Source organism: Paenibacillus aurantiacus (assembly GCF_042431225.1).
In the GTDB taxonomy this organism is placed as follows: domain Bacteria; phylum Bacillota; class Bacilli; order Paenibacillales; family Paenibacillaceae; genus Paenibacillus_Z; species Paenibacillus_Z aurantiacus.
Map to the genome: position 1 here is coordinate 42,664 of NZ_JBHMDO010000003.1, position 24,764 is coordinate 67,427.

At 53.5% G+C, this 24,764-nt stretch carries 23 protein-coding genes; 10 read left to right on the forward strand and 13 right to left on the reverse strand.

Annotation, left to right across the window (positions count from 1 at the left end):
- The first annotated feature begins 221 nt into the window (after nucleotides 1-221).
- Complete coding sequence (locus tag ACFFSY_RS01035) at nucleotides 222-920, forward strand: DUF2238 domain-containing protein (protein ID WP_377488585.1); 699 nt, start codon at nucleotides 222-224, stop codon at nucleotides 918-920.
- A gap of 199 nt (nucleotides 921-1,119) precedes the next feature.
- On the opposite strand, the gene ACFFSY_RS01040 is transcribed toward ACFFSY_RS01035, so the two are convergent.
- Complete coding sequence (locus ACFFSY_RS01040; protein WP_377488588.1) at nucleotides 1,120-2,139, reverse strand: zinc-binding alcohol dehydrogenase family protein; 1,020 nt, start codon at nucleotides 2,137-2,139, stop codon at nucleotides 1,120-1,122.
- Nucleotides 2,140-2,488: 349 nt separating this feature from the next.
- Here ACFFSY_RS01040 and ACFFSY_RS01045 point away from each other — a divergent pair, with 349 nt between their 5' ends.
- Nucleotides 2,489-2,701, forward strand: a complete 213-nt coding sequence (locus ACFFSY_RS01045; protein WP_377488591.1) for a hypothetical protein — start codon at nucleotides 2,489-2,491, stop codon at nucleotides 2,699-2,701.
- Between the two features lie 290 nt (nucleotides 2,702-2,991).
- On the opposite strand, the gene ACFFSY_RS01050 is transcribed toward ACFFSY_RS01045, so the two are convergent.
- On the reverse strand, nucleotides 2,992-3,561 hold the full coding sequence (locus ACFFSY_RS01050; protein ID WP_377488594.1) for a Uma2 family endonuclease: 570 nt from the start codon (nucleotides 3,559-3,561) through the stop codon (nucleotides 2,992-2,994).
- Between the two features lie 361 nt (nucleotides 3,562-3,922).
- Here ACFFSY_RS01050 and ACFFSY_RS01055 point away from each other — a divergent pair, with 361 nt between their 5' ends.
- The 4 genes from ACFFSY_RS01055 to ACFFSY_RS01070 all read left to right on the forward strand — a co-directional run bounded on the left by ACFFSY_RS01055 (nucleotide 3,923) and on the right by ACFFSY_RS01070 (nucleotide 10,109).
- A complete protein-coding gene (locus tag ACFFSY_RS01055; RefSeq protein ID WP_377488597.1) occupies nucleotides 3,923-5,698 on the forward strand; it encodes an ABC transporter ATP-binding protein in 1,776 nt (591 codons plus the stop codon).
- Nucleotides 5,685-7,463: an ABC transporter ATP-binding protein gene (locus ACFFSY_RS01060; protein ID WP_377488601.1), complete on the forward strand. Its 1,779-nt coding sequence runs from the start codon at nucleotides 5,685-5,687 to the stop codon at nucleotides 7,461-7,463. The genes ACFFSY_RS01055 and ACFFSY_RS01060 overlap by 14 nt, the downstream gene beginning before the upstream one ends.
- Nucleotides 7,464-7,681: 218 nt before the next feature.
- A complete protein-coding gene (locus ACFFSY_RS01065; protein ID WP_377489648.1) occupies nucleotides 7,682-8,425 on the forward strand; it encodes an ABC transporter ATP-binding protein in 744 nt (247 codons plus the stop codon).
- A gap of 4 nt (nucleotides 8,426-8,429) precedes the next feature.
- The gene (locus ACFFSY_RS01070; RefSeq protein ID WP_377488604.1) at nucleotides 8,430-10,109 is read left to right on the forward strand and encodes a hypothetical protein; all 1,680 of its coding nucleotides are present in this window, start codon (nucleotides 8,430-8,432) and stop codon (nucleotides 10,107-10,109) included.
- An 82-nt stretch (nucleotides 10,110-10,191) separates the two neighbouring features.
- On the opposite strand, the gene ACFFSY_RS01075 is transcribed toward ACFFSY_RS01070, so the two are convergent.
- Nucleotides 10,192-10,680 carry a hypothetical protein gene (locus ACFFSY_RS01075; RefSeq protein WP_377488605.1) on the reverse strand — a complete coding sequence of 163 codons (489 nt, stop codon included), beginning with the start codon at nucleotides 10,678-10,680 and terminating at the stop codon, nucleotides 10,192-10,194.
- Between the two features lie 363 nt (nucleotides 10,681-11,043).
- On the opposite strand from ACFFSY_RS01075, the gene ACFFSY_RS01080 reads away from it, so the two are divergent.
- Genes ACFFSY_RS01080 through ACFFSY_RS01095 form a run of 4 tightly spaced genes read left to right on the forward strand, consistent with a single transcriptional unit; the run spans nucleotide 11,044 to nucleotide 15,510 of the window.
- A complete protein-coding gene (locus ACFFSY_RS01080) occupies nucleotides 11,044-12,036 on the forward strand; it encodes a glycosyltransferase (protein ID WP_377488608.1) in 993 nt (330 codons plus the stop codon).
- A 48-nt stretch (nucleotides 12,037-12,084) separates the two neighbouring features.
- The gene (locus ACFFSY_RS01085; protein ID WP_377488611.1) at nucleotides 12,085-13,119 is read left to right on the forward strand and encodes a beta-propeller fold lactonase family protein; all 1,035 of its coding nucleotides are present in this window, start codon (nucleotides 12,085-12,087) and stop codon (nucleotides 13,117-13,119) included.
- A gap of 9 nt (nucleotides 13,120-13,128) precedes the next feature.
- The gene (locus ACFFSY_RS01090) at nucleotides 13,129-14,181 is read left to right on the forward strand and encodes a WD40 repeat domain-containing protein (RefSeq protein WP_377488614.1); all 1,053 of its coding nucleotides are present in this window, start codon (nucleotides 13,129-13,131) and stop codon (nucleotides 14,179-14,181) included.
- Nucleotides 14,182-14,223: 42 nt separating this feature from the next.
- The gene (locus ACFFSY_RS01095) at nucleotides 14,224-15,510 is read left to right on the forward strand and encodes a nucleotide sugar dehydrogenase (protein ID WP_377488617.1); all 1,287 of its coding nucleotides are present in this window, start codon (nucleotides 14,224-14,226) and stop codon (nucleotides 15,508-15,510) included.
- 369 nt (nucleotides 15,511-15,879) lie between these two features.
- On the opposite strand, the gene ACFFSY_RS01100 is transcribed toward ACFFSY_RS01095, so the two are convergent.
- The 10 genes from ACFFSY_RS01100 to ACFFSY_RS01145 all read right to left on the reverse strand — a co-directional run bounded on the left by ACFFSY_RS01100 (nucleotide 15,880) and on the right by ACFFSY_RS01145 (nucleotide 24,705).
- Nucleotides 15,880-16,101 carry a DUF7336 domain-containing protein gene (locus ACFFSY_RS01100; protein ID WP_377488619.1) on the reverse strand — a complete coding sequence of 74 codons (222 nt, stop codon included), beginning with the start codon at nucleotides 16,099-16,101 and terminating at the stop codon, nucleotides 15,880-15,882.
- A gap of 135 nt (nucleotides 16,102-16,236) precedes the next feature.
- Nucleotides 16,237-16,590 (reverse strand): cyclic-phosphate processing receiver domain-containing protein, encoded by a 354-nt coding sequence (locus tag ACFFSY_RS01105; RefSeq protein ID WP_377488622.1) that lies wholly within the window; start codon nucleotides 16,588-16,590, stop codon nucleotides 16,237-16,239.
- 181 nt (nucleotides 16,591-16,771) lie between these two features.
- Nucleotides 16,772-17,293, reverse strand: coding sequence for a hypothetical protein (locus ACFFSY_RS01110; protein ID WP_377488625.1), 522 nt, complete (start codon nucleotides 17,291-17,293; stop codon nucleotides 16,772-16,774).
- Between the two features lie 187 nt (nucleotides 17,294-17,480).
- On the reverse strand, nucleotides 17,481-17,687 hold the full coding sequence (locus ACFFSY_RS01115; RefSeq protein ID WP_377488628.1) for a hypothetical protein: 207 nt from the start codon (nucleotides 17,685-17,687) through the stop codon (nucleotides 17,481-17,483).
- 545 nt (nucleotides 17,688-18,232) lie between these two features.
- The gene (locus ACFFSY_RS01120) at nucleotides 18,233-18,781 is read right to left on the reverse strand and encodes a hypothetical protein (RefSeq protein ID WP_377488631.1); all 549 of its coding nucleotides are present in this window, start codon (nucleotides 18,779-18,781) and stop codon (nucleotides 18,233-18,235) included.
- An 83-nt stretch (nucleotides 18,782-18,864) separates the two neighbouring features.
- Nucleotides 18,865-19,437 (reverse strand): hypothetical protein, encoded by a 573-nt coding sequence (locus ACFFSY_RS01125; RefSeq protein WP_377488634.1) that lies wholly within the window; start codon nucleotides 19,435-19,437, stop codon nucleotides 18,865-18,867.
- A gap of 51 nt (nucleotides 19,438-19,488) precedes the next feature.
- Nucleotides 19,489-21,162, reverse strand: coding sequence for a DUF6138 family protein (locus tag ACFFSY_RS01130; protein WP_377488637.1), 1,674 nt, complete (start codon nucleotides 21,160-21,162; stop codon nucleotides 19,489-19,491).
- A 235-nt stretch (nucleotides 21,163-21,397) separates the two neighbouring features.
- On the reverse strand, nucleotides 21,398-22,267 hold the full coding sequence (locus tag ACFFSY_RS01135; RefSeq protein WP_377488640.1) for a YitT family protein: 870 nt from the start codon (nucleotides 22,265-22,267) through the stop codon (nucleotides 21,398-21,400).
- A 158-nt stretch (nucleotides 22,268-22,425) separates the two neighbouring features.
- Nucleotides 22,426-22,911 carry a DinB family protein gene (locus ACFFSY_RS01140; RefSeq protein ID WP_377488643.1) on the reverse strand — a complete coding sequence of 162 codons (486 nt, stop codon included), beginning with the start codon at nucleotides 22,909-22,911 and terminating at the stop codon, nucleotides 22,426-22,428.
- A gap of 93 nt (nucleotides 22,912-23,004) precedes the next feature.
- On the reverse strand, nucleotides 23,005-24,705 hold the full coding sequence (locus ACFFSY_RS01145) for a DUF4127 family protein (protein ID WP_377488646.1): 1,701 nt from the start codon (nucleotides 24,703-24,705) through the stop codon (nucleotides 23,005-23,007).
- Between the last annotated feature and the right edge of the window lie 59 nt (nucleotides 24,706-24,764).

A 24,764-nucleotide genomic window follows, 5' to 3' on the forward strand; every position in this document is an offset into this window, starting at 1 on the left:
TGCCTGACCAACGAATCGAGAGGCTTCGGCGCGAAGGTTCATCATCGTACGATCACGAAGAGAAGAACCGGACGCACGGGGCGGGCCGGTTCTTCTCTTCGTGAATCGCCATAGGGATGATTGCCAGCGTTCAACGCTGCATCATGCTTTCGCGACAATAGGGAATGCTAACGTCATTGGTATGTCTGCCTGTTTTTGTCATTCAAGAAGGAGGGACTGCAGTGGCCCGTTCATCCGCCAAGCGGCCGCGCACCGCGGTCTGGTCCAAACTGCTGAGAAGCCACCAGATCCGTTTTAAAGCGAATTGGCTGCTTCAAGCCGCGATAGCCGCGTACGCGATTTTCTGGGTATGCATGGCGATCCGCCCGCTCGACTGGAAGATCTGGCTGGTGGAGAACACGCTGGCGATCAGTTTCATCATCCTGCTGATCTGGACGCACCACGTGCTTCCGCTTACGAATCTAAGCTATCTGCTTATTGCGCTCTTCCTGGCCCTGCACGCATACGGCGGGCATTTCACGTACCAGCTCACGCCCGTCGACGCTTGGCTGAAGCCGCTTCTCCACCTGAAGCGGGGAATTTACGACCGCATCGTTCATTTCTCGTTCGGGCTTCTCATTGCCTTCCCGGTACGGGAAGCTGTGCTGTATCGGTTAAAGCTGCGGCATGCCGCCGGACAATACGTCGTCACGTTCGCCTTCATCGTCGCCGCCAGCGGATTGTTCGAGCTATTCGAAATGTGGGCCGCGACGCTGTTCAATCCGAAGATGGCCACGAAGTATCTCGGAATGCAAGGCGATCCGTTCGATTCCCAAAAGGATATGACGATGTCGCTCTTTGGCGTTCTGTCAGCCATCGGCCTGTTCGCCATTCAGCGCCGAATCGGACAGAACAAAAGGCGGCAGCGCCAGAGCGCTTAACCGCCTTTACGAATCATCGATGAAAGCGAGACCGGTGCGGCTTGCTGAAATGCTTGTGCCTCCGCACGCGGTTGGCGTACACCTGCTTCTCTTGACGCCCCACGCGTTGTCCGCTCATCTCCCGATCGCTTACGCGCCGATCCATAAGTGAGAGAGAGCTCTCTCTACTTATGGTATGCATGGAGCCACTAGAGGCGCCTTACAGCTCCACGATCGCCTTGATCACTTTCGACGCCGGATTCAGCCACGTTCCGAACGATTCGATCATCTCGTCGAAGGAGGCGCGGTGCGTAATATACGAACCGATATCCAGCTTGCGGCTGCCCAGTACGTCCATGACCTGCTCGAAGTCGGCAAGCGTGGCGTTGCGGCTGCCCATGAGCGTCAGCTCGCGCTTGTGGAATTCGGGGTCCGAGAAGGAGATGTCTCCTTTCACCAGCCCGACGAAAACCAGCTTCCCGCCATGCGCCGCCCATTCGAACGATTGCGTCATCGAGGCCGCGTTGCCCGTAGCGTCGAACACGGCGACCGGGAATTCGCCATTGGTCATATCGGCCAGAAGCCGCTTCGCATCCGGTTCGGACGCGCGGATCGTCTCGTCCGTATTCGCCCACGCCGCGCAGAACGCAAGCCGCTCCTCGTTCATGTCCATCGCGATGACGCGGGCGCCCGCGTGTTTGGCGAAAGCCATCACGCCCAGGCCGATCGGCCCCGCGCCGATGACCAGCACCGTATCGCCCGCCGCGACTTCCGCCCGCCGTACCGCATGCGCGCCGATCGCCAAAGGCTCTACCATGGCCGCCTCGTCGAAGGTGAGGCGGCGAGCTTGCAGGAGATGCGAGATTGGCACGGATAGCCGCTCCCGCATCCCGCCGTCCCGGTGAACCCCGAGCACCTGCATGTCCATACAGCAGTTGGTTATGCCGCGGCGGCAAGCCAGACAACGGCCGCAATGCAGATAGGGGATAATCGCGACGGTGTCGCCGATGGCTAGCCCCGCATCGTTGTCGCCAATCTGATCGATAACGCCCGATAGTTCGTGACCCAGAATTCTCGGGTAGCGGAAGAATGGCTGGTTGCCTTTGAATGCATGATAATCCGTCCCGCATATGCCGATTCGCCGGATACGGACGATCGCGTGCCCATCCGTCAATGCAGGCTCGGGCAAATCCTCCACGTAACGAAACGCTTCAATCTCCTCGCATACGATTCCCTTCATGGGCGCCCCTCTTCTCTTGTAGCATGCTCGGACGATAGAAGACGTACCTTTCGTCCGGAATGAGTCTAATTTTACGTGGATGAAAGGAAAAAGAAATGTCGCGCCCTCGCAATTTTATGTCCGATTTTGATACGGCTGTCGACTGCTCTCTGCATACGAGACGGCCTTACGAGACGCCGTCGAATAGAGCTGTGAAAGTATTACAGTTTTATTACCGAATAGGCATATAAACATATGTTCGGGATTATAAATTAGTGAGGGTAAGTTAGGTTACTTCCCTTGCGGAGATTCATGGTTTTGAGAGGAGCGATGGTTAGCAAGAGATGTGAGTTTGGGAACGGAGGTGAACATGACCATGAACGTGTTTACAGCCCTGATGTCGCTTCTTACCGCAGCCTTCGGCTTCGCTACCGCCTTGCTAGAGTATCTCAAGACGGCCAAGAATGCGAAGACAACGAAGACAGCACAGACAGACGAAAAAACCGCTAACGACCAGCCAGCGGTTTCCTCTGAAGAAGAGGCAGCGACGAACGTGAAGCTGAATAATCAGTTCCGAGGCTAATTTTACAGCATCGTACAGACACGGGGGCGTTCCGAGGCGCTCCGGTGTCTTTTCCGTTTGCCTTGCCTGATTTTCTTACCTCTGAATTGTATGCGTAGGCCTTGGGCAATATTACGACCTCACATGGGATCGCCGGAATCGGATTCGTCCCTTCGAATTGGTTGTGCGACGCCGCGAAGTCGAAGTAGAGCCAATGATTGACTTCTCTTCGCTTCTCTAACTGATCGCCCAGCCATCGCCCCAAGGATTCACACAAAAAACCGATCCCTTCCGGGATCGGCGCATGGTGATTAAGCTTCCAGGCTGAACAGCTTGCTCCTGGATATTCGGAAATCCTTGAACACGTATGAATGTACGATTTCCTGTTCCGTATATATCTCCCTCACCTGATACAGGCCATCCTTCAGTGCATATACATGTATCGTCCGATTGCCGGGATCGACGATCCAATATTCCTGAACGCCATAACGTTGATACAGGTTGAACTTCTCGTTGAAATCTTTTAATGCAGTAGAAGGCGATAACACCTCGATAATCATCGTAGGCGCTCCGTGGCAGCCGTTTTTGGTGATCTGATTTCTAGCGCAGACGACAGAGAGGTCCGGTTGTATCACATGGTCAGGCCGATCATATTGATCGCTCTCGCTGAAGAACACGTCGAACGGCGCAACAAACACGAAGCAGTCTTGATTCTGAAAGTACGCTCGCAAGGCAAAATGCAGCTCGCCAACTATGAACTGATGCAGCGCATTCGGAGCCGGCGACATATTGTAGGCTTTGCCGTTAATTAATTCCCATGAGCCATCCCACGATAACCAATCTTGATAGGTGTGCGTCTTTTTCTCATTCGGATTCGACATAATGTCCACCCTCCTTCGGACCTGAACCAAAAAACTCTGTACCCTTAGTACCTGAATTATATCATAACAAGTCGGCGGTTTTCTCCAACCGGTTGTTCCTCGCCTGCATTGATCGCCGGAACCGATAAATTCGGGCCGACTCTTCCGCTATCCCCCATTTCTCTCCTGCACGCTCGTCCCAAGCCTTCACGTACACTCGAAGACAATCCGACTGAATAAAATTTGCAGAAAAGTAACCAATGACGAAAATAGGACCGCCGGCGCAGAAAACCGCTAGCGCCTTCTTCTACTTGTGTTATAATTCCATTGTTTCTTTATTGCCATGAAGCAGTACCATACTACAATGGAATCTGGTGATCGCATGTTTCAATTCAAGTGGCTTTGGCACAACCTGAAGGGAGACCGGGTCCGATACATCATCGCGCTCTGCCTCTCGGTCGTGGGCTCCTCGCTCACGATTATCAATCCGTATCTCGGCCAGCGCATCGTCGATGAATTCATCGCAGGCCCGGACGCGGCGCAGAATGTGATCGACGAACGCGGCTTGCTGATCGCCCTCGGACTTGGGATGATCGGCTTCTCGCTGCTTCGCACGGGTCTGGCCTACTTCACGACCATGCTGTATGAACGCGCTTCACAGAACATGCTTTATCGGGTGCGGATCTTCCTGTACAACAAAATACAGGGCCAAGATATGCGGTATTACGACCGCAACCGCACCGGCGACCTCATGACGAAGATGACCGGCGACCTGGATATGGTGCGTCACACCTTGGCGTGGATCATCAAGACGATCATCGAGTCGCTCACCGTCTTCGTGGCGGCAATCGTCTACTTCTTCTACATTGATGCTGAGCTGACGCTGTGGCTGCTCATTCTGTCGCCGCCGATCTTCATCGTGGCGTTCATCTTCGCCAGACGGGTACGCCCCATGTACATCGATCTGCGGGAGCGGCTGTCGCAGCTCAACACGACTACGCAGGAGAACATCGCCGGCAACCGTGTTGTGAAGGCGTTTGCACGCGAGCCGTTCGAGATTGAGAAGTTCACGGAGAAGAGCGTCAACTACTCCAAGGCCAATAAGGCGGCCGCCTTGGTCTGGCTGGACTACTTCCCGTATCTCGAAATCTTCTCGCAAGGCTTCGCCGTCATCCTGATGGTAGCCGGGGGGCTCTTCGTCATGGACGGACGCATCACGTTCGGGGAATTCTCCGCGTTCTCCGCGCTCATCTGGGGGCTATCGAACCCCATGCGCAGCATCGGCATCATCATTAACGATATTCAGCGCTTCTTCGCCAGCTTGACCAAGATCATGGAAGTGTTCTACGCGGAGCCGGACATCGTGAACGAACATAGCAACCGCGCGCGACGCCGCTACCAAGGCCGCATTCAATTCGAGAATGTGAGCTTCAAATATGACAGCGCTACCGTGCTCGACAACGTCAGCTTCAAGATCGAGCCCGGCGAGACGATCGCCATCATGGGCGCGACCGGATCGGGTAAGACGACGCTCATCAATATGATCCCGCGCTTCTATGACGTCACGAAAGGCCGCGTGCTTGTGGACGGCACCGACGTGCGCAAGCTTGCGCTGGATGAGCTGCGCGGCAATGTCGGGGTGGCGACGCAGGACGTCCTGCTGTTCTCGGATACGATCGACGGCAATATCGCCTACGGCGATCCGGATATGCCCGAAGAAGATGTCGTGAAGTTCGCCCGGCTCGCCGCCGCCCACAACTTCATCGAGAAGATGCCGGACGGATACAATACGATCGTCGGCGAACGCGGCGTCGGCCTCTCCGGCGGACAGAAGCAGCGGATCGCGCTCGCCCGGGCGCTCGCCGTGCAGCCGCCAATCCTGATTCTCGATGACACGACTTCCGCCGTCGACCTCGAGACGGAAGAGCATATTCAGAAGAGCCTGCGCGAGCTGGAATTCTCTTGCACCAAAATCATCATCGCCCAGCGCGTGTCGACGACGGCGCAAGCCGACCGCATCCTTATTCTAGAGGGCGGCAAGGTCATCGAAGAAGGGACGCATGCCGAGCTGCTGGCGAAGCGCGGTTACTATTACGACGTATTCATGCTGCAGAATGAGGGCATCGGAAGGGAGGGAAGCGCGCATGGCAAGGAATAAATTCGATATCGACGAGAACCTCGAGAGCCCGTTCAATATCAAGCACTTCCGCCGCGCGCTTATCTACATCAAGCGCCAGCAGAAGCCGATGATCATCGCCTTCATCCTTAGCGCCTTGTCGGCCGGGATCGCGCTCTCGGCGCCGCTGATCATGCAGCATGTCGTGGACGTGACGATACCCGCCCGGGATAAAGCCGGTCTCGTCGGCTGGTCCGCCCTGATGCTCGCGACGATCGTGGTCAGCGTTATTCTGGCCACCATCCGCTCGCGCATGATGACGCGCGTTGGCCAGGACATTATATTCGATATCCGAAGCGATCTGTTCAAGCACCTGCAAGAGCTGCCGTTCCAGTACTACGACGACCGGCCGCAGGGCAAGATCCTCATCCGGGTCGTCAACTACGTCAATTCCGTGTCGGATGTGCTGTCCAACGGCATCATCAACTTCATCCTGGAAATTCTGAACCTGCTCTTCATCGCGATCTTCATGTTCGCCGTCGACGTCAGACTGTCGCTCGTCATTCTGGCCGGGCTGCCGGTCTTCCTCGGCGTCATCATGCTCATCAAGACAAGGCAGCGCCGGGCGTGGCAGGCCGTCTCGAACAAGAGCTCCAACCTGAACGCCTACCTGCAGGAGAGCATCAGCGGCATTCGCGTCACGCAGATCTTCACCCGCGAGAAGCATAATGAAGGACTGTTCACCCGCCTGTCGACCAACTTCCGCACGGAGTGGATGCGGACGATGTACTTGAACTTCCTCATCCCCTTCACGGTCGACAATCTGGCGACGACCGTCACGACGGCGATCTATCTCGTCGGCTTATTGGCGCTCGGACCGGAGGAGATCACCTTCGGCGTCATTCTGGCGATGAGCAGCTACGCGGCGCGCTTCTGGCAGCCGATTCTGAACATCTCGAACTTGTACAACAGCTTCGTCAACGCGGTCGCTTATTTGGAGCGGATCTTCGAGACGCTCGACGAGCCTGTTACCGTCAGCGACGTGCCGCAGGCGAAGGCGCTCCCGCCGATCCAAGGTCATCTGACGTTCGACGACGTCACCTTCGCCTACGATCCGGGCCATAACATTCTGGAGCACCTGTCCTTCCAGGTGAAAGCCGGCGAAAGCATCGCGCTCGTCGGGCCGACCGGCGCGGGCAAGACGACCGTCGTCAACCTCATCTCCCGCTTCTATAACATTACGGGCGGGGAGATCCGGATTGACGGCCACGATATCGCGCAGGTGCAGCTCAAGTCGCTGCGCAGCCAGATGGGCATCATGCTCCAGGACAGCTTCATCTTCTCCGGCACGATCATGGACAATATCCGCTACGGCCGGCTGGACGCCACCGAAGAGGAAATTATCGCGGCCGCTAAGACGGTCTGCGCCGACGAGTTCATCCGCGAATTCGAGCACGGCTACATGACGGAGGTCAACGAACGCGGCTCCAAGCTGTCCCAAGGTCAGCGGCAGCTGATCTCCTTCGCCAGGACGCTGCTGGCCGACCCGCGCATCCTCATTCTGGACGAAGCGACCTCGTCCATCGACGCGCAGACCGAACGGCTGCTGCAGAAGGGGCTGAACGAACTGCTCAAGGGCCGGACGTCGTTCATTATCGCCCATCGCCTGTCCACGGTGAAGAACTGCGACAAGATCATGTACGTCGCCGACAAGGGCGTTGCCGAATGCGGCTCGCATGACGAGCTGATGGCGCTGCAAGGCCGGTATTATAAGCTGTACTCCGCGCAGAAGATGGATGCGGTGTAATGAAGAGGGGGGCCGATGGCTCCCCTTTCTCATGTCCGTTCTGGTTGCCGCATTCGCTGCGTGAATCATGCCGCCACTTCGTTCGGGACTAACCTTCGACTCATTCAAAAAAGCCAGTCCCCCTCTCTAGTTAATGGTAAAATGTAGGAGACCATTAGAAAGGAGGACGAACCGTGCCCGCAACGAGCGAACCTATCCTCGTCACGCGCGACCTGCGCATGCGATATGGCGACAGATACGTGCTGCAAGGGATCGACCTGGAAGCATATCCGGGTCAAATTATCGGCTATATCGGACCGAACGGCGCCGGCAAGAGCACGACCGTCAAAATCATGCTCGGCCTCGTGAGGGGCTACACCGGAGAAGTAAAGCTGTTCGGTCATGACCTCTCCGAGGACGCCCATGCGTACAAACGCCGGATCGGCTACGTGCCCGAGGTCGTCGAGCTGTTCGACAACCTGTCGGCCTACGAATACTTGACGTTCGTCGGCGAGCTCTACGGATTAACGCATGAGGAGGCCGACTCCAAGGCCCGCCGCCTAATGGCTATGTTCGAGCTGGAGACGGTCTACTACGCCCGCATCAACTCCTTCTCGAAGGGCATGCGGCAGAAGGTCATGCTCATCGCAAGCCTGCTGCATAATCCCGACGTGCTCTTCCTCGATGAACCGCTGAGCGGCCTGGATGCCAACAGCGTCATGGTCGTCAAGGAGATCATGACACAGCTGGCCGCGCAAGGCAAAACGATATTCTACTCCTCGCATATTATGGAGGTCGTCGAGAAAATCAGCAGCCGCATCATTCTGATCGACGGCGGACGGATCGTGGCGGACGGTACGTTCGAGGAGCTGAAGGCGCAGAGTCAGGAAGGTACGCTTGAGCAGATTTTCAACCAACTGACCGGATTTCATGCCTACAAGCAGCTGGCCGAGCAGTTCGTGTCCATCGTGCGGGAGGTGTGAGGCGATGAGAGATTTTGCCTCGCTTAAGCTGCTCGACAAGATGGAGCGGCTATTCACGGCGCTGGGCGTGGACTATCCCCTTATGCGCCGCATCCTGCAGGTCAAGCTGACGATGGACAGCCGGCGGGTGCCAACGGTTATCGCCCAGACGTCCGCCAAGAAGAAAGGGGCCGATTCCAACGAGCCGCCCAAAGACGTCAATTATTTCGTCCGTTCCTTATGGCTGTACGCACTGCTGGGGCTGATCCTGGTCCCGCTTGTCGTCATGGGCGACAACTATATGTTTCAGATGGCGCTCGTCTTCGGCGTGTTGATGTTCCTGGTCACGACGTCGATGATCTCGGACTTCTCTTCCGTGCTGCTCGATCTGCGGGATAAGAGCATTCTCCATACGAAGCCCGTCCCTCCGCGCACGATCCATGCGGCCCGAACGGTCCATATTCTGATCTACTTGTCCTTCCTGACGGGCGCGATCGCGGGGCCGTCGCTCATCGCCGGTGCGATTCGGCACGGCCTTCTATTCCTGCTGCTGTTCCTGGCCGAGGTTGTCCTTGCCGATATGCTCATCGTCGTGCTGACGGCGCTGCTGTACGTCCTCCTGCTCCGCTTGTTCGACGGCGAGAAGCTGAAGGACATGATCAACTACGTTCAGATCCTCCTGTCGGTCGTCATCGCCGTCGGCTACCAGGTCGTCGCGCGTTCGTTCGAGTGGATGGATTTGCAGGTCAACTTCCTGTTCCAGTGGTGGCACGCCGTTGTGCCTCCGATCTGGTTCGCCGCTCCGTTCGAACTGCTGCTGCACGGGGAGCGCTCGGCGGCAACGCTGATGCTGACCGGGCTTGCGCTGTTCATCCCGATCTTGTCCATGCTGCTGTACGGCAAGCTCATCCCGGTATTCGAACGGGATTTGCAGAAGCTTGCCGACCACGGCGCCATCCGCCCCTCCTCCCGCCATGGACGGTTCGCGGATCGCGCCGCGCGGGTGCTCTGCCGCTCGAACGAGGAACGCACCTTTTTCCGCTTTACGCTGAACATGCTGAAGGGGGAACGGGAGTTTAAGCTGAAGACGTACCCTTCAGTCGGCTTCTCGATCATCTTCCCGTTCATCTTTCTCTATTCGGCCTTCTCGGATATGCCCTGGCAGGCGTTCGCGGACAGCCGATGGTACATGACCGTGTATCTCAGCGGGATGCTGATCCCGACCGTCTCCTATATGATGAAGTTCTCCGGAACCTACAAAGGCGCGTGGATCTATGGCGTGGCGCCCATCTCGCATCGGCAGGTCATCGTCACCGGCGTTCTGAAAGCAGCCTTGCTCCGGCTGTTCGTCCCGGTCTTTGCGGTGCAAGCCGCGATATTCGTCGCGCTGTTCGGGGCGCGCATCCTGCCGGACTTGGCGGCGGTGCTGTTGGCCATGCTGCTCTATGCGTACTTGTGCTTCAGCGTCTTGAACCGGGAGCTTCCGTTCTCCCATTCCTTCGAAGGCGCAAGCGGCGGGGGCGGCATCACGATGTTCGGGATGGTGCTGCTGATCTTCGGATTCGCCCTCGTTCATCTCGCCACCACCTTCATCCCGCTGGGCATATGGATCTACGCGGCTCTCTTGCTCGGCGCCAACGTGCTCGTCTGGCGCCGGCGCGGGCCAGCTGCCGCATCAATCGGGAAGAACACGGCCGCGGGGTGACCGATGTTCGCCGGCGCGATCGGGCGGCATACACGAGCAAGAAGCGATGCACGCGCTGCATCGCTTCTTTGGTCGTTGCGGCTTACCTTTTCATCAGCTCGTCGACCTTCGCTTTCATGGAACGGATCGTCGTTCGCTTATATTGCAGGCCAAGCCTGAGCACTTTCAGCTGCTCGCGGCGGGATAACTTGTGGAACCGGGCATCCTGCTTCAAATACGAGCGGATGATGGACCAGCTATTTCCAGTGGTCTGCTCCGCGTTCGCGTAGGGCAGTTCTTTGGGGAGCGCGCGTTTGCGATAACGGTTGACTAACGACGCCAGCGCCGACGCGATTTTGCCTTCGTCCACCAGACAAGGTACCGCGTTCTTCTTCGTGAACCTTCTGTAGAAGTCCAAGTGGTTGCTGCCGCTTAGAATCACGTAACCGCCGTCTTTCCGGCTTTTCCGGACGACGAGCAGCTGCATGCAGTCCTGCGCGACTTTGTGAAGTTCCTTGCTGCGTTTGGTTGTTTTGGCGCTCGACCCCGCCTTTAGCTTGTGTAGAGGTATATATTGCACCGTATAGCTCATCCGGCAGCACCCCTCTTGTTGGTTAGTTAGTCTAGTTTATTCCGGCACCTGCTCGTTCGTTCACCAGAAAATGGCCAATCGTGTCGATCGGCCGCAGCGGTGCCTGTCCTCATTTCGCGGGCAAGATCATCCCCGTACAACATCCGATTCAAGGTATGATAGCCGCCTCTGTGATCGCCCGCCGCATCGTCCCCGACGATGGTTAGCCCCGAAGAAGCGATGGCACTCATACGCCATGTGTCGCATAGCTCCAACCTATAGATAACAGCCGACACCAGCACTAGCAACTACAAATATATTATAGATAAGAGCACTAATCATGGCCTTCTATCTCTAAGATTACAGCACAGAGAGGTGAGTGGAATGGAAGCGGGCGCCTACGAATATGATCGTGCTTTTTACAACATCGCGTCGCACCGGCACGAGTCGACCGCTATTCTAGTGGTCGCTTATAACCGCCCAGCGTATTTGGAGCAAGTGATTGCATGCATCGAACGCAACCCGGAATCGGCTACGCTTCCCTTTTTTTTCTTCCTTGATGGCGGAACAGGGGCTACACAAGAGGAAAATTCGGCACTGATTCAACGCGCCAACATCACGAACAAATATATCATTACAAGGCCAAGAAACTATGGGTGCGCCAAAAACCTGATCGATGCGAGACGGTTCGCGATGGATTGGTGCGGCTACGAAAGAATGATCGTGATCGAGGATGATATTCTCCTGACTCCGCACTATATTCGGCATATTCTGGCCTTGCATGATTGGGCGAAACAGAACTACAGCCGCGTCGGCGTCGTTCAAAGCTGGTCCTATTGCTTCCTCGATCGCGAAGACAAGCTGGGCAAGCTGCACCTCGTGCAGACCAACTCCATGTACTGGTGGAGCTTCGTTAGCTATTGCATGGATCGCGAAGCGTGGATGGCCATTCGCCCGTACTTGTACCACTACGAGACGTTCATCGATCAAATCCCATTGACGGAAGATTACGATATACAGCGGTCTAAACCAGGACGCTCACCTGTTGGACCGGCCATACGCGCCTGGGTCAAGGGCTTGATCGAGACCACGCAGCACGACTCGGCTAACGACGACCAACAGGCCAAGGTACAGCTCGACATGCGGAGTCAATTTGCGGAGATCGATTACAATATTACAAGTCAGGATTTGATGACCGGCTTTGCCTTATGGATGACGGGATACGTCAGGCTAGAGACGGTTGTCAATCGAGTCAAGCATATCGGCATGCATGGCGTAACGGTCGATGAAACGCTGTTCCATAATTTCCGAATGCATCAAATCTCGCTGGATAGCTTTGATCAAGACGCCCTGCTAACCGACTTCGTTGAGCTGTAAAGCTTCTGTCTACGCAATACGATTTCATTGGTCAGGAGGGAATTGCGCGTGACATCAGGTCCGCTTCATATACCACAACGTCCCATTGCCGCCGTTTATTCACCGGATTCGATACTACAGCTTGCAGTCCCCCCGATTCCGCCCGTCTCGGTCGGGAGCAGGACGCGCATCGCCACTTGCGCAGACGTTGGCTGGTTCCACCATAACCGGCGGCTTGCCGTCTTAAATTTGGGCGCGGAGGCGCTTCACGTCTATGTGTTCGATCCGGCAGTTCGTTCCTTGTCGCTTGCGCAGACGCTGTCCAATCGAGATGGCATGCAGTTTTACTGGCCCGAACAGCTTTCTTTCTCCAATAACGGTCGGTGGCTTGCGATTACCAACTCCAAAAACGATCAGTCTTCCATTAATCTATATGCCATCGATCCCTTCACGCAGCTCGTTCTTCCAGAGCCTCTTCTCGTGATTCGCCATCCGCATGCCGTCTTTCACGGGGTTACCTTCTCGCCTTGTTCGGCGTATGTCGTCAGCGCGACGATGGATGCGGCGGGGCAACTTCTCATTTACAAGCTCCAGACGGAAGCGGATGGCTCGCTTCAGGCTGTACTCACGCAAGCCATCATGAATCGCTATCCGCCTTTAAAACCAAAATCGGCGGCTTTCTCAGCCGATAGCTCGCTTATTGCGATTTGTTATTCAGCCAATGGCGGAGCGGCCCAAACGCATGATTATGGGACGATTGCCGTTTATGCATTCGACCCGAACACCGGAACGATACGCCATGAACAACCGTTGTCCGAGCTGACGGACAGACCGGAGCTGGCGTACAATGACGCGATAGGTTTCACCCATGATGCCGAAGCCTCCTACCTCGCCGTTCAGTCGCAATCGAACGATTGCGTCATCTTCTACGCGTTCGATCGCGCCTCGCGCCAAATCGATCCACACTATCTCGCATTGGGCAACCCGGCTGCGCAACTTAGCTTTCCTCATGGCCTATCTTGGTCAACGGATGATCGGTTCTTGGCTGTCTCCAACAACGGTGACGATAAGGTCACCATTTATGCCATGACGCCGGATTCCTGACAACCGTCTTTGATCCAGAACCAACTTCTTAGGAGGTTATCATTTATGTTTGCCAAGCTCCCTCACGTCTCGCAAGTCCCGATTGCGGTGCACTATACGCCCGATTCTATCTTGCAGTTTAGCGAGCCGCCGATGCCCCATCTCACGGTAGTGGATCGGCAGCGGTATGGCACCTGCACCGATGTGAAATGGCTCCATCAATCTCATACGCTGGCTACCCTCAACATGGCGACCGAAACGATCCACACGTACGTATTCGATTCGCATTCCCACACGCTGTCTCCTATTCAGACACTAGGCAACGAACAAGGCATGGAGCTGCATTGGCCCGAAAAGTTCGCATTCGCCAATAATGGCAAATACATGGCCGTCGCCAATTCCAAAATCGGGAAGTGCGCCATTCAATTGTATCGCATGGAGCCGACGGGATGGATTCACCCCGGCCCCGTACAAACCATCGAGCATGAAGGATCGGTCTTTCACGATGTGCAATTTTCGCCGGACTCCCGCTTCATGGTGAGCACGACGATGGATGCAGGAGGACATATCCGTTTTTACAGCTTGGAAGAAGGACCGGGCGGCGAATTGAATATTACGCTTACCCAAACGACGCAAAGCCTATACTTGCCCTTAAAACCAAAAGCGATCGCTTTCTCCGGAGACGGCGCGCTGATCGCCATTTGTTTCGGTCCGAATGCCGGCACCTTGAATCCGCAGAGCTTTGGCGTCATGGCCATTCATACATTTGACGGCGTTACCGGCACCATGAGCGAGCAACCAGTGCACGAACTGTATGGGAGACCCGAATTATCGGTGCCCGATTCGGTTACGTTCTCCCATGACGCTGGCTCTTCCATGCTGATCATTCCTTCCCAGTCCAATGACACCATCGTTTTTTATGCATTCGATAAGTCCACCTGCCAGATTGATCCGAACTTCTTCAGCTTTACCAATCCGAACGCCCAATTAAGCTTTCCGCACGGCGTCTCGTTGTCGGCAGATGACCGCTATCTTGCCGTCTCCAATTATGGAGATGATAAAATTACAATCTATGCCTTGTAAGGATAGGCGCAACACATTGATTTATACTCGAGGAGACTTGCTATGCGTTCATCCAACCTGTTTCGATTGGCCATCGTCGGCCTAGGATACGTAGGATTGCCTTTAGCCCAGCTTTTCATAGACAAAGGACATACCGTGTATGGCATCGATTCGGATCAAGCGAAGATCGCTTCGCTTCGGCAGGGTCTGTCGTATTTATCGGACCTTCCCTCTTCGGACGTACAGGGCATGATGCAGACGGGACGATTTCATATCGGGGATTCATTCGACGTTGTTGCGGGTGTGGATACCATCATCGTATGCGTACCGACGCCGCTGCATCCGAACCTGCAGCCTGACTTATCCTATGTGAGAAGCGCGGCCGAACGGGCATTGCCCTATTTGCGCCCAGGTCAACTATTCGTGCTGGAGAGCTCCTCGTATCCGGGTACGACCGAAGAGGAGATCCGCCCCTTGCTCGAAGCGCAAGGGTTCGTCATGGGTAGAGACATCGCCCTCGCCTATTCGCCTGAACGGATTGATCCTGGACAGCGACAGTATCGGCTGGAGGAAGTACCGAAGCTGGTTGGCGGCGTCACGCCCGCTTGTACCGCTTATGCGAGCAGGGTGTACAAATCCGCCTTTATGAACGTGGTCGAAGTTTCCTCCCCGCGCGTTGCGGAGATGGCGAAGCTGGTTGAGAACAGCCAGCGTTTCATCAACATTTCCTTCATGAACGATCTATCCCGATTATGTAACAAGATGAATATCAATGTATGGGAAGTGATTCAAGCCGCCGGGACCAAGCCTTACGGCTTCACCCCTTATTATCCGGGACCTGGCGTAGGCGGGCATTGCATCCCCGTCGATCCGCTATACTTGATGTGGAAGGCGAAGGATTGCGGCGTTGAGCTGCCTCTTATCGAAGCAAGCCGCCGAATCAATGACGCTATGCCGGAATACATCGTTCAACGAATCGAAGACATGCTGCTCCTGCGCCGGAACCAACCTTTACACGAAAGCCGTTTGCTTATTGTCGGCATTACGTATAAGAAGAATAGCAATGATACCCGTGAATCGAGTCCGGTTAAAATTATCCAGCACCTGCTTCGCCGAGGCGTTCAATTAGACTACCACGATCCGCTTGTCGATGAATTTCGACTTGACCAGATCCACCTTAAATCCGTTCCGCTCACCCCGTCGACGATCCAAGCGTACGATTGTACGATCATCTTGACCGATCACTCGAGCCTTCCCTATCAGTTGCTTGTTGATGCTGCTCCTCTTGTATTCGACGCCCGGAATGCGTTGGGGGATTGGTCGCCTGGAGGAAATGTGATTTCGTTGTAGGCTGGTGAGTCTACCCGTTCGCGCGACGAAGGCAGTCGATCTTGTTGATCGGCTGCCTTTTTTACGCTCATCACCGCTCCTATTTTTGCACGTTGCGAATTTCAGACTGTTGAAAAAACGCCTCGTAAGCTCTTGAAGGATGCTCAAACCAACGCGCTATTTTATTCGCCACCTCCTGATCCCTGGCTGCCTGCATCAACATCTGCACAATATGTTCCGGCAATGGGCGAAATCGCTTCGCCCTCTCCAGTGCGGGATGAAAAATCAATGAAAAAGTGAAAGGAGCTTGCCTCGGCAAGCTCCTTTTTGGTTGCTATTTTTTTACGCTAACGTCTCCCAGTTAGCGCAATGATGCAATTTTCTATTCAGTCAAGCTTTTATGAAACCTTCTGTCCAATTATCCGCATCTATTTCATACTCATCAATGAAAAAATTATTAGCGTATTCCCTAAATCCCGGAAGTAGCTTGTATCTGTCTACCACCGATTTTGCTTTTTCTAATGATGAATAAATGCCAATTATTTTAGTCTCATCAAACTGTTCATCTTCTCCGACTTCGTAAGAATGTTGAACAATATAAGCGATTTTCAATCAGCTCACCTCTAAAAGTGAATTCTGCATATCCCTGAATTATCCTCCCTTTCAATGAAAAAGAAGCAGCTGCCGCGGTGGCAAACTGCTCCCTGGATCGTTGAACTATCGTCTCCCGTTAACGCAACGCATTTATCAGTCTCCTGAATACTTGTTTGGTGTAATCGAGTAATGGAATATTTCAATATCGCCATCAATAAAATTTCTGCGTTGTGCGGCGAGTAATGTTTCATACATATTCTTTCGGCCCACAGGATTATCAGTGTGTAGGTATATTTTATTGGCCCTCAAACCATTTTCACAAAAATACTTAACGAAATCGTATCCATTAGGCAATTCGTTTCCTTGCTCGTCCTCGCCTAAGTCATGATCAAGAGACAGTAAATTTATCGTATGTTCTTGAAAAGCTCGCACTGCTTCTTCAAAAGTTCTAGCCGCAATAAAACCTTCCGGGCAGTCTCTTAAGTCATCGAGATAAAGATTAATCATAAGATCACCTCTTGCTATGAGTATCTCAACACTACCATACATTGGAAGTATTCTGCCCGATAGTTGAACAAAAACAGCCGATCAGCATGACCGGCTAGAGGTGTTGCCTAAACTGTTTGATCTATATCGAAAAATTGATCTATAAAATAACCCTCAGATTCCCATACATCATCCAATCTCACTAAGAGTTCATTAAGTGTTCCCTTTGTCTCGCCAAATCTTCTTTTAAGGGCTGTCTTAAAATAACCCATATCACGGCCCTCAAAACATAATCTAATGTACAGTAACTATCACCAATGTATATTGAAAAGTTGAAACCAAAATAATCTGCAATTTCCTTGCAGATACTTCTAAGTTCTAGCTGTAAGTCAGGATTATCTAAAAACCTATACCATCTAAAACACGGATTAAATTCACATATACTTTTATTGAATACGAAGTCTAAGCCTCCTGGGCCGCTAACTTCAATGTATTCTTCAGCACCAATTATCACTGGATCAAATGGACTGAAGTTCATTGATTCAATAATTCGTTCACGATTAATCGACCAATCTCTGATAAGATGAGGGTTATGTTTATTCACTTCAGATATGCATTGAACCATCTTAGGAAACCTGTCACCTTTAACAAGCTCATCCTTAAATAGCTGAATAGATTTAAAGTCCAATGAATGTTGGAAAGTTGCTGTAAAATTTACCCCCATTTTCCCATCCCCCATCAATGATGAGTACAGTATACTACGATTTTACTTCAGCTTAATGAAGACAGGGAGCGGCTGCCGCGGCAAACTGCTCCCTAGTTTGGTCCAACTATCGTTCCTCTTTAGGTAATGAGTATAGCCAAATGGTGATGCGTGAATATGGTTTTATGCACAGTTATTAACAAAGTTCTTATTTTCTAGCGATTTCATTTTCGCTTTTCATCCATGGACTTCCAGGTAAATATTCAAGTACAACACTATCATCTTCATTATAAAAAATGTTTACTTCTTCCCTTGCATTTGTATTTTTCGATAATACTGCTGTTTCTTTTAATTTCCCTCTCTTATCGTAATACGTGTATATCAAGAAGACCAATGTACTATTGTTCTGAATCATAAAAGAGTTCTTCCATTCCTTATATCTGCCCCTTGAGTGTTCGCCAGTCATGATTAACATGATCTTGTTATTTGATCTAATCACACTGAAAATTAACAACACAGGACCAGCTAATAAGAGAGCGACTGCAGTAGGTAAATTGTTGATATCCTTGGATACAGACTGAATAAAAAAGATTATTCCGATGAGGATTAACGACAGACTTACTAAACTAAATCTAGTTCCAAATCTGAGATAAAACATACTAGATTTCGAAATTGTTCTCATCACTTTTTCCCTTTTAGTTTGTGACTTCAGTAATTGCGTATAACGTTCATATGTTCACGACGCCCTTCCCCCGCCCCTTAAGCCCCTAAGGGGCGGGGGAAGGGCGTGTCCGCTGAATAATCTCCCCTGAAATACCTCGTGCGGACCGAGGGCCGCATGGCCCGAAGTGTGAATGGTGTTAGGTAAGTTGATTCTTCGAAGGGTAACTCAATATTGCTCTTCTAAATTGATCTTATAGATGTTTTCACTTATTTTTTCTATTGGGTCACCGTTTCTGACTAACAACAATACTTCCTTACAATTAAATTGAATTTCTTTAAGTCTAGGATTTCAAAAGTATTTATTACAATGATTAACGTCATACCTTGATAATTCTTCCTCGCCTTTCTTCTAGCTTTTTGTATTACCAAGTCAAGATAATCAAGAGCTTTATTTTCCAAATCTCTGGTGTCACCAATTTTCATGCCACCATAGCCTCGTTCATTTATGAGTTTTGCATCATCATTTTCTGCTTTCCCATCTATGTATTCTGTAATTTCAACTTTATATTGTTCTCCTGAGGATAACATAACGATCGAATCAAATCCTTGATTGCCAATTACCACTTTAACTTTGGCATCAGCTGGAACATAGGATGACTGACTATAAAGATAGAGAGGATAAAATGCCTCTAAAAAGTTTTTAAATGTATCTTTCTTTAGCCGTGCCAAATCATTTAGCTCTTTATGAGCTAGTATTTCAGTTCTCTTTGTTTCAAAGTAATCCTTCATTTGAACAGGAGTCCGAAATTCCTCTAGATCAGATAATAAATCCTTAACAATTTTCATTATGCCCTCCATGAACGGCTAATGCTTCTTGACCATAAGGGGGCGTCGGATGCGACATGACACATAAATCCAAATCCACGGAGCTAGTCACGCGCCACCTCTATCCTGTGCCGTATTTGTTGAAACCATTTTTTCATCTCCTGCATGTAGGCAAATACGTTCTCTATCTTCGGCAGTTCGATGGCCTGCTTAATGGCCGCTATGAGGATAGCTCGTTCCTCTTCATTCTCGCGGATATCTTCGGCATAATTGTCTTCATAGTCATTCAAGAACTCCTCTTCGGTCTCATAATACGTCAGCCGCTCGAACAGGTAGAGCTCTTGGAGTTGAATATATAAGGCCAAGAAGTCTTTGATGTTATTGGCAACCGGTTTGACGGGATCTTCGGAATCCATCGGTTGTATGAAGACAATGGGTGCATGCTCCAATGACTCTACGGTATCGCCTTCCGTAAGAAAGGCAAAGTGATCGCCATCGGCCCCCGTCCATAAGAAGATAATCGCGTCGTCCGGCGTGCTGCTGTATCCGTTATCTGCTTCAAAGCATGGGCACGCGCCAAAAAATGCATCAAAATCTTTGTCATGCTGTTCGATTAACTTATTGTCGATGTCCAATAACCGCTGAAGCGTTTCGGGCATTTCGTAACTTCTGATCATTTCGTTTCCCCCGTTATTCCATGATGTGATGTCTCATCCTAAACCAATCCGTTACTTCCGCGCGGCCGCCGTTCCCATCAATACCTCCAGCCGCTCCTTCAGCGGGGACTGCGCCTTCCTGAGCACCGATGCGCGATTCTTCTCGCTGCCGAATAGCCGGTACAAGACGACTTCCCGCAGGTGGTCGGCCTTGTCTGCCAGCGCCTGGATCAGCGCATCCGCCAGCTGCGGCGTATCGACCGCGGCGGCCTTGAAGGGCTTGGCCATATCGCTGCCGCCAAGCAGGATAGAGACGAGCGTATCCATACAGTCGGGGCGCCATCCATGCTGCGCGACATAAGCTTCCGCGTACCCATCCTGCGCGGACTGATGCTCGGAATCGACCAGCTCCATATAACGGCGAACCAACGGACCATAGTCCTCGCTCAACAAGCCGAGCCCCATAACGGCATACGTGCCGGGCATGATGGACTTGGGGCCGCTCTCGACGTCTCCATACCAGGCGAATTCCTCCATCGCTAGCTCCGCGTATGCCGCAAGCTGCGGGAAGAGCGCGTCATACCGAAGCGCATTGGCAAAGAACTGATGCAGCTTCGATTTGGCCAAGTTCGCAACCGGGAGCCAATGCTTCTCCGCGCTCTTCAGCTTCAATTCATAAGACTTGGGGAACCCCTCCCGAAGAAGACCGCTGATATATTCGAGCGCTTCCCGGTAAGCCGCTTCTTCTTCGGCATGGATCCGAATCTCGATCGTCTGCAAAATATCGTTGGCCTTCCCCGACATCCGGGTCCCTTCATGGCCAGCCGCGAAGCGGCCGCTGCCCGTCTTGAGATAGACGGTTGCTTGCTCGGAGCCAAGCTGCGCGGCGAGTTCCAGATACGCTTTGCGGGTAGCCGGCTCCTTCCGTCCAATCTGCAGGGCAGCGTACAGAAAAAAGGCCAGCTCGCGCGGCGGGATAGACGGGCGCTCGTCGTCAGGCAGCAGCTTGCGGCCGATCCCGAACGTCTCGGCGGGCTCGCAATAGCGAGAGTGGACCTTCTCCTCGGCCCACTCTCGCAAAGCCGCTATGTACGTATGCTGCCACTTCTCCTTGCGCTTCGGGAATGCGGTCATTTTGTCGTTCAAGCGGCTGTTGATCGGTTCAACCACGGCCGGGTCTTGTTCCATCAGGTCGGGATTCATCAGATGCCTGGCGAAGAAGAAGTCGTCCTTGTCGGAGGGAAGCACCGGCAGCTCCTTCCACACCTTGGCTTCCATGAACCGGTTCAGCTGCTGCTTGAGCTGATTCAGCCTGCCGTCATGGCGGAGCTCCTCCTGATGCAGCAGCGTGGACGACTTTCTCTGCACCTCCATCGCAAGCCGCAGCTTATAGCCGAAGAAATGTTCGCCGTATTCGTCCGACATGAATATCTGCTCTACTCGCGCCCGCAGCGCAGGATAGAACGCATGGATCAGGGCATCGTCGCTTAACGCCTCTAGATCGAGCTCCGTCTCGACTGCATAGGCGTCGTCGCTGAACGAGAGGGGTTCGTGAACGTCGAGGGTAATCCGATCGCGATACGAGCGGGAAGGGCCTTCGATAAAGCTTACTTTCACGTAATCCATGATCCCTGGATGCAGCGGACTCCACCCGCTTAAGCTGTCGATTCTCGCTTTTTCTTTGCTATACACGCGCGTTAATAGCGTCATTATCTCCTGCAAGATGCGTTCGGCTTCCGTGTTCATAAGCGCCTCCTCAGGTGTATTTTCCATAAACACCCTATTGCTTCCTAGTATACCGGACGCCAAAATAGATAGCCATCACATCGATTGCATCTTCCGCGCAGCCGGAAGGAACATCAGACCTGCGTCTCTCCGGACTTGAGGTCGGCAGGTATCTGCCGCAATGAAAAAGGGACAGCCGCGAATCGCTCGCAGACTGCCCCTGACATGCTACTTGTTGACACCGGCACCGATCAAACTAGTGAATGTCCCGCTTCTTGAAGTTACCGCCTCTGACCTCCGCAACGTCGTAGACCATGACGAACGCGCTTGTATCGATTTCGTGGATAATTTCTTTTATTTTGCTTTCTTCCAACCGGTTGATGACGCATGTAATTTCTTTGAATTGCTCGTTGGAGTACCCGCCGTGCACGATATTATAGGTCGCGCTGCGTCCTAGCCGATCGCGAATGGTCTCGACCATTTCTTCGGGATGCCGGGTAATGATTTTGAACGTCTTGGACCCGCTCAACCCTTCTTCCACGATATGAATCACTTTGGCGGCAATGTAATACGCGATCGCCGACAAAATCGCCCCTTTCAGGCCGAATACCGTCGCGACGACGATAAAGACGAACATATTCAGGAATAAGATGAGATCGCTTGTGCCGAAAGGCAATTTGCGGGAGAGCAGCACGGCAAGCATATCGATGCCGTCCAGCGCGCCGCCGTTCCGCAAGGCTAGACCCATGCCGAAGCCGATAATAATCCCGCCGACCACCGTGATCAACAGCGTGTCGCTTTCGATGATGGGCGAGACTTCATGCATCACGATCGTCCCCACGGCCAGCGAGGCAATGCCCAGCACGGAATAGATCGCGAAGCTCTTGCCGATCTGCTTATAACCCAGGAAGATGAACGGGAGGTTAAGTACCGCGATCAGAAGGCCCAGCGGGACGTCCATCAGCTCCGATCCGACGATGCTAAGCCCCGTTATGCCGCCATCCGATACGTTGTTCGGGATCAAGACGGCTTCCAATCCAAACGCGGTTATAAATGCGCCGATGACGACGGCGAGTCCCCGCAACCCTTTTTTAAGTACGGCAGGCGGTTTGTGTTCTTTCTTCATCCCATGACCTCGTTTCGTTATTCCGCTGGTTTAGCGTCATTTTCATGCACCGTTATATTTTACCTAATCTCCGGACAAATATCACGTCGGGGCGGTTGTTTGCAATCGGCCCATCAACGAAGCAAGGCAGCCGATCGCCAGATCGACTGCCTTCTATACTACCTTATGGAGTTGAACACCCCTCTGCCGATGAAGTCCGCGCTGACCGGCTTCCTCCCCAATTCGCGGGACCAGACCGACAATTGCCCGATATGGTGGATCTCATGCGCGATCACGTGTCGCATGACTTCGCCGCAGGCATGGGCTTCCTCTTCTCCCTCATCCGTAATATCCATCATGATGCGCTCTTCCAGGCTATCGTTCCAATCATAGATGAACGGCGCCAGCTCGACATGGCACGCGTCGGAGAAGGCTTTGATCTGCTGCACGCTCGCCACTTCCTCGAATGACGGGATCGTAATCGCCCGGCCTTGGATACCGCCGCAGATCCAGCCATATTCGACGGCCACGATATGATACAGCGTAGGAAGAATATACCCGATGCCTCCGGTGCGCTGCTTCATCAGCTCTTCCATGCTGACGGATTCGCACCAATCCAACCACTCCTTGCGCACTTGCCAGTTATACTCGAATAGCTTCTGCATGACGTTCGCCTCCCCGCCAAAATGAACTTCCTTCTACGAAGATTCGCGCTATCCGTCTTACTCTCCTGCCGTTGATTACCGTACGCTCTATTGTTACCGACGACTACAGCTAACCTGGGGCGCCAGGGTTATCTCGAATGCCCGCCCCCAGATGAAATCAGGGTTATCCGGCTCCAGAGACGCGCCTGCATATTCGGCAACCTCCCACTCATCCGCGCAGATCCGGCGCACCGCCGCGGAAGCCCCTGCCGTGCCGATGCCGAAGGCATGGCTCGCGGCGAGCGCGCGCGTATGCGTCTGCATCCGATCCCGCAGCAATTCGACGAGATAAGCGTAATCGGCCGGCGCGTTAAAAAGCCGCATATGCTGATTCGCCGTCACATTCGTGTATAGCGCATGTGCATTGGAATAGGCTCGAACCTCCGCAATGGCAAGAACCTTATAGAAGTAGTCTTTCAAGAACCGCTTGAACAAGAGCGAGCCATGGGCATTGACGGCCGCGGCCAGCGAGGAAGGACGGGTCTCGGTTGTCAGATACGCATACCGCGCGTGCGCCATCCCGAGCGCAAGTCCGATGCGGTTGCCGTACGTGTTCCATGAGCTGTACCCAAGCAGCATGCCCGTATATGGCGTGCCGAGCAGCGCTTCGGATACCGTCTTGTCCGCCACGAATCCGGTGCAATCGATGACGAGCGTCGGGATACGGCCGAGGCCGTTCGCTTCCAGCTGGCTCACCGCGCCGGCAGCCTGACTGGCGCTGGTAATGACGAGAATCTCGGCATCCGGCGTCTGCGTCTCGCATTGACCGCCGACGATGTCGATGTGCCGCAGCAGGTTGTCATGCAGGCTCATGTACTCGTAAGCGTTAATGATCGTCGAGCCGTGCGGCCCGTAGTACCGAATGGCATATGCGGTTCGTCTTCCGCGACGATGCAGCCGATCGGCCATGCGGGCGAGGAGCGAATGACCCAAGCCGTCCGCCTCCGGCAGCAGGATGGCGCGCTCCGGGTTGTGCCCGCCGGTACCGCCGAGCCACTCATCGATGCAGCGTTCCGCCAAAGCGATTTCATTCGCCTGAATACCCTGAATATAGGAGTCGTCCACGCCGATCGCGAGGAAATCAATATAGCCGGAGCGGGCCAGCTGCTCCAGGATGTAGACGTTGGTCTGCAGCTTGTGGCGCCGCGCATGGTAATAATGCGTCTTGTCGAACGTGACGGTCGCCTCGAAGCGGGACCCGTCCGGCTTCACGTCATAGCTTCCCAGCACGCCGGCCAGATCCGCAGCCTCCTTGCGCGGCTGCTGCGCGAACGAGCGCGTTTCATTGTAGATGTCCAAGGTTGTCCCTTCGACGAACGTATTGGCCGCCATGCGCATAATCGTATCGAGCACGAATATAGGCTTATGCGGATAGGCTTGCTTGATATGGCGAATCACGTCCAGCATGTGCGTCGCGGCGGGATCGTAATCGGGATAGACGCCGGCAGGTTCATCCCGCAAGCGCCGGCTTCCGATCAAGCCCCCATAGACGAGCATGTCGGCCGACAGAATAAAACCATCCACGTCTGCGGCATGATCCAGGATGAACTGCCTGATGAACTTCGGCTTGCCGAAGACTGGCGAATGGGTCGCGAGGAGCGTTGAACCGGAAGCGGCCGCCTCCGTATCCATACGGTTCCTCACATCCCGAGCCGGAGGCGTCACCACGCGAATTCCAGCCGCTTCTCCTTGCGTAATGACATCGTCCAGGTTGACGGGGCGGTCGTCGAGCGGCACGTACAGCACTTTTCTCATGCGTTCAGCTCCTTGTTCGATTACGGGATGAATCGACGATATTCGCTTGCGTACGGAAG

Bases quoted from the DNA above. Each gene is read 5' to 3' on its own strand.
- ACFFSY_RS01040 (WP_377488588.1), bottom strand. From the start codon at position 2,139: ATGAAGGGAATCGTATGCGAGGAGATTGAAGCGTTTCGTTACGTGGAG.
- ACFFSY_RS01070 (WP_377488604.1), top strand. From the start codon at position 8,430: ATGAGAGATTTTGCCTCGCTTAAGCTGCTCGACAAGATGGAGCGGCTA.
- ACFFSY_RS01145 (WP_377488646.1), bottom strand. From the start codon at position 24,705: ATGAGAAAAGTGCTGTACGTGCCGCTCGACGACCGCCCCGTCAACCTG.
- ACFFSY_RS01060 (WP_377488601.1), top strand. From the start codon at position 5,685: ATGGCAAGGAATAAATTCGATATCGACGAGAACCTCGAGAGCCCGTTC.
- ACFFSY_RS01095 (WP_377488617.1), top strand. From the start codon at position 14,224: ATGCGTTCATCCAACCTGTTTCGATTGGCCATCGTCGGCCTAGGATAC.
- ACFFSY_RS01140 (WP_377488643.1), bottom strand. From the start codon at position 22,911: ATGCAGAAGCTATTCGAGTATAACTGGCAAGTGCGCAAGGAGTGGTTG.
- ACFFSY_RS01075 (WP_377488605.1), bottom strand. From the start codon at position 10,680: ATGAGCTATACGGTGCAATATATACCTCTACACAAGCTAAAGGCGGGG.
- ACFFSY_RS01105 (WP_377488622.1), bottom strand. From the start codon at position 16,590: ATGATTAATCTTTATCTCGATGACTTAAGAGACTGCCCGGAAGGTTTT.
- ACFFSY_RS01115 (WP_377488628.1), bottom strand. From the start codon at position 17,687: ATGATTCAGAACAATAGTACATTGGTCTTCTTGATATACACGTATTAC.
- ACFFSY_RS01135 (WP_377488640.1), bottom strand. From the start codon at position 22,267: ATGAAGAAAGAACACAAACCGCCTGCCGTACTTAAAAAAGGGTTGCGG.
- ACFFSY_RS01050 (WP_377488594.1), bottom strand. From the start codon at position 3,561: ATGTCGAATCCGAATGAGAAAAAGACGCACACCTATCAAGATTGGTTA.
- ACFFSY_RS01045 (WP_377488591.1), top strand. From the start codon at position 2,489: ATGACCATGAACGTGTTTACAGCCCTGATGTCGCTTCTTACCGCAGCC.
- ACFFSY_RS01120 (WP_377488631.1), bottom strand. From the start codon at position 18,781: ATGAAAATTGTTAAGGATTTATTATCTGATCTAGAGGAATTTCGGACT.
- ACFFSY_RS01130 (WP_377488637.1), bottom strand. From the start codon at position 21,162: ATGAACACGGAAGCCGAACGCATCTTGCAGGAGATAATGACGCTATTA.
- ACFFSY_RS01080 (WP_377488608.1), top strand. From the start codon at position 11,044: ATGGAAGCGGGCGCCTACGAATATGATCGTGCTTTTTACAACATCGCG.
- ACFFSY_RS01110 (WP_377488625.1), bottom strand. From the start codon at position 17,293: ATGGGGGTAAATTTTACAGCAACTTTCCAACATTCATTGGACTTTAAA.
- ACFFSY_RS01125 (WP_377488634.1), bottom strand. From the start codon at position 19,437: ATGATCAGAAGTTACGAAATGCCCGAAACGCTTCAGCGGTTATTGGAC.
- ACFFSY_RS01065 (WP_377489648.1), top strand. From the start codon at position 7,682: ATGCGATATGGCGACAGATACGTGCTGCAAGGGATCGACCTGGAAGCA.
- ACFFSY_RS01055 (WP_377488597.1), top strand. From the start codon at position 3,923: ATGTTTCAATTCAAGTGGCTTTGGCACAACCTGAAGGGAGACCGGGTC.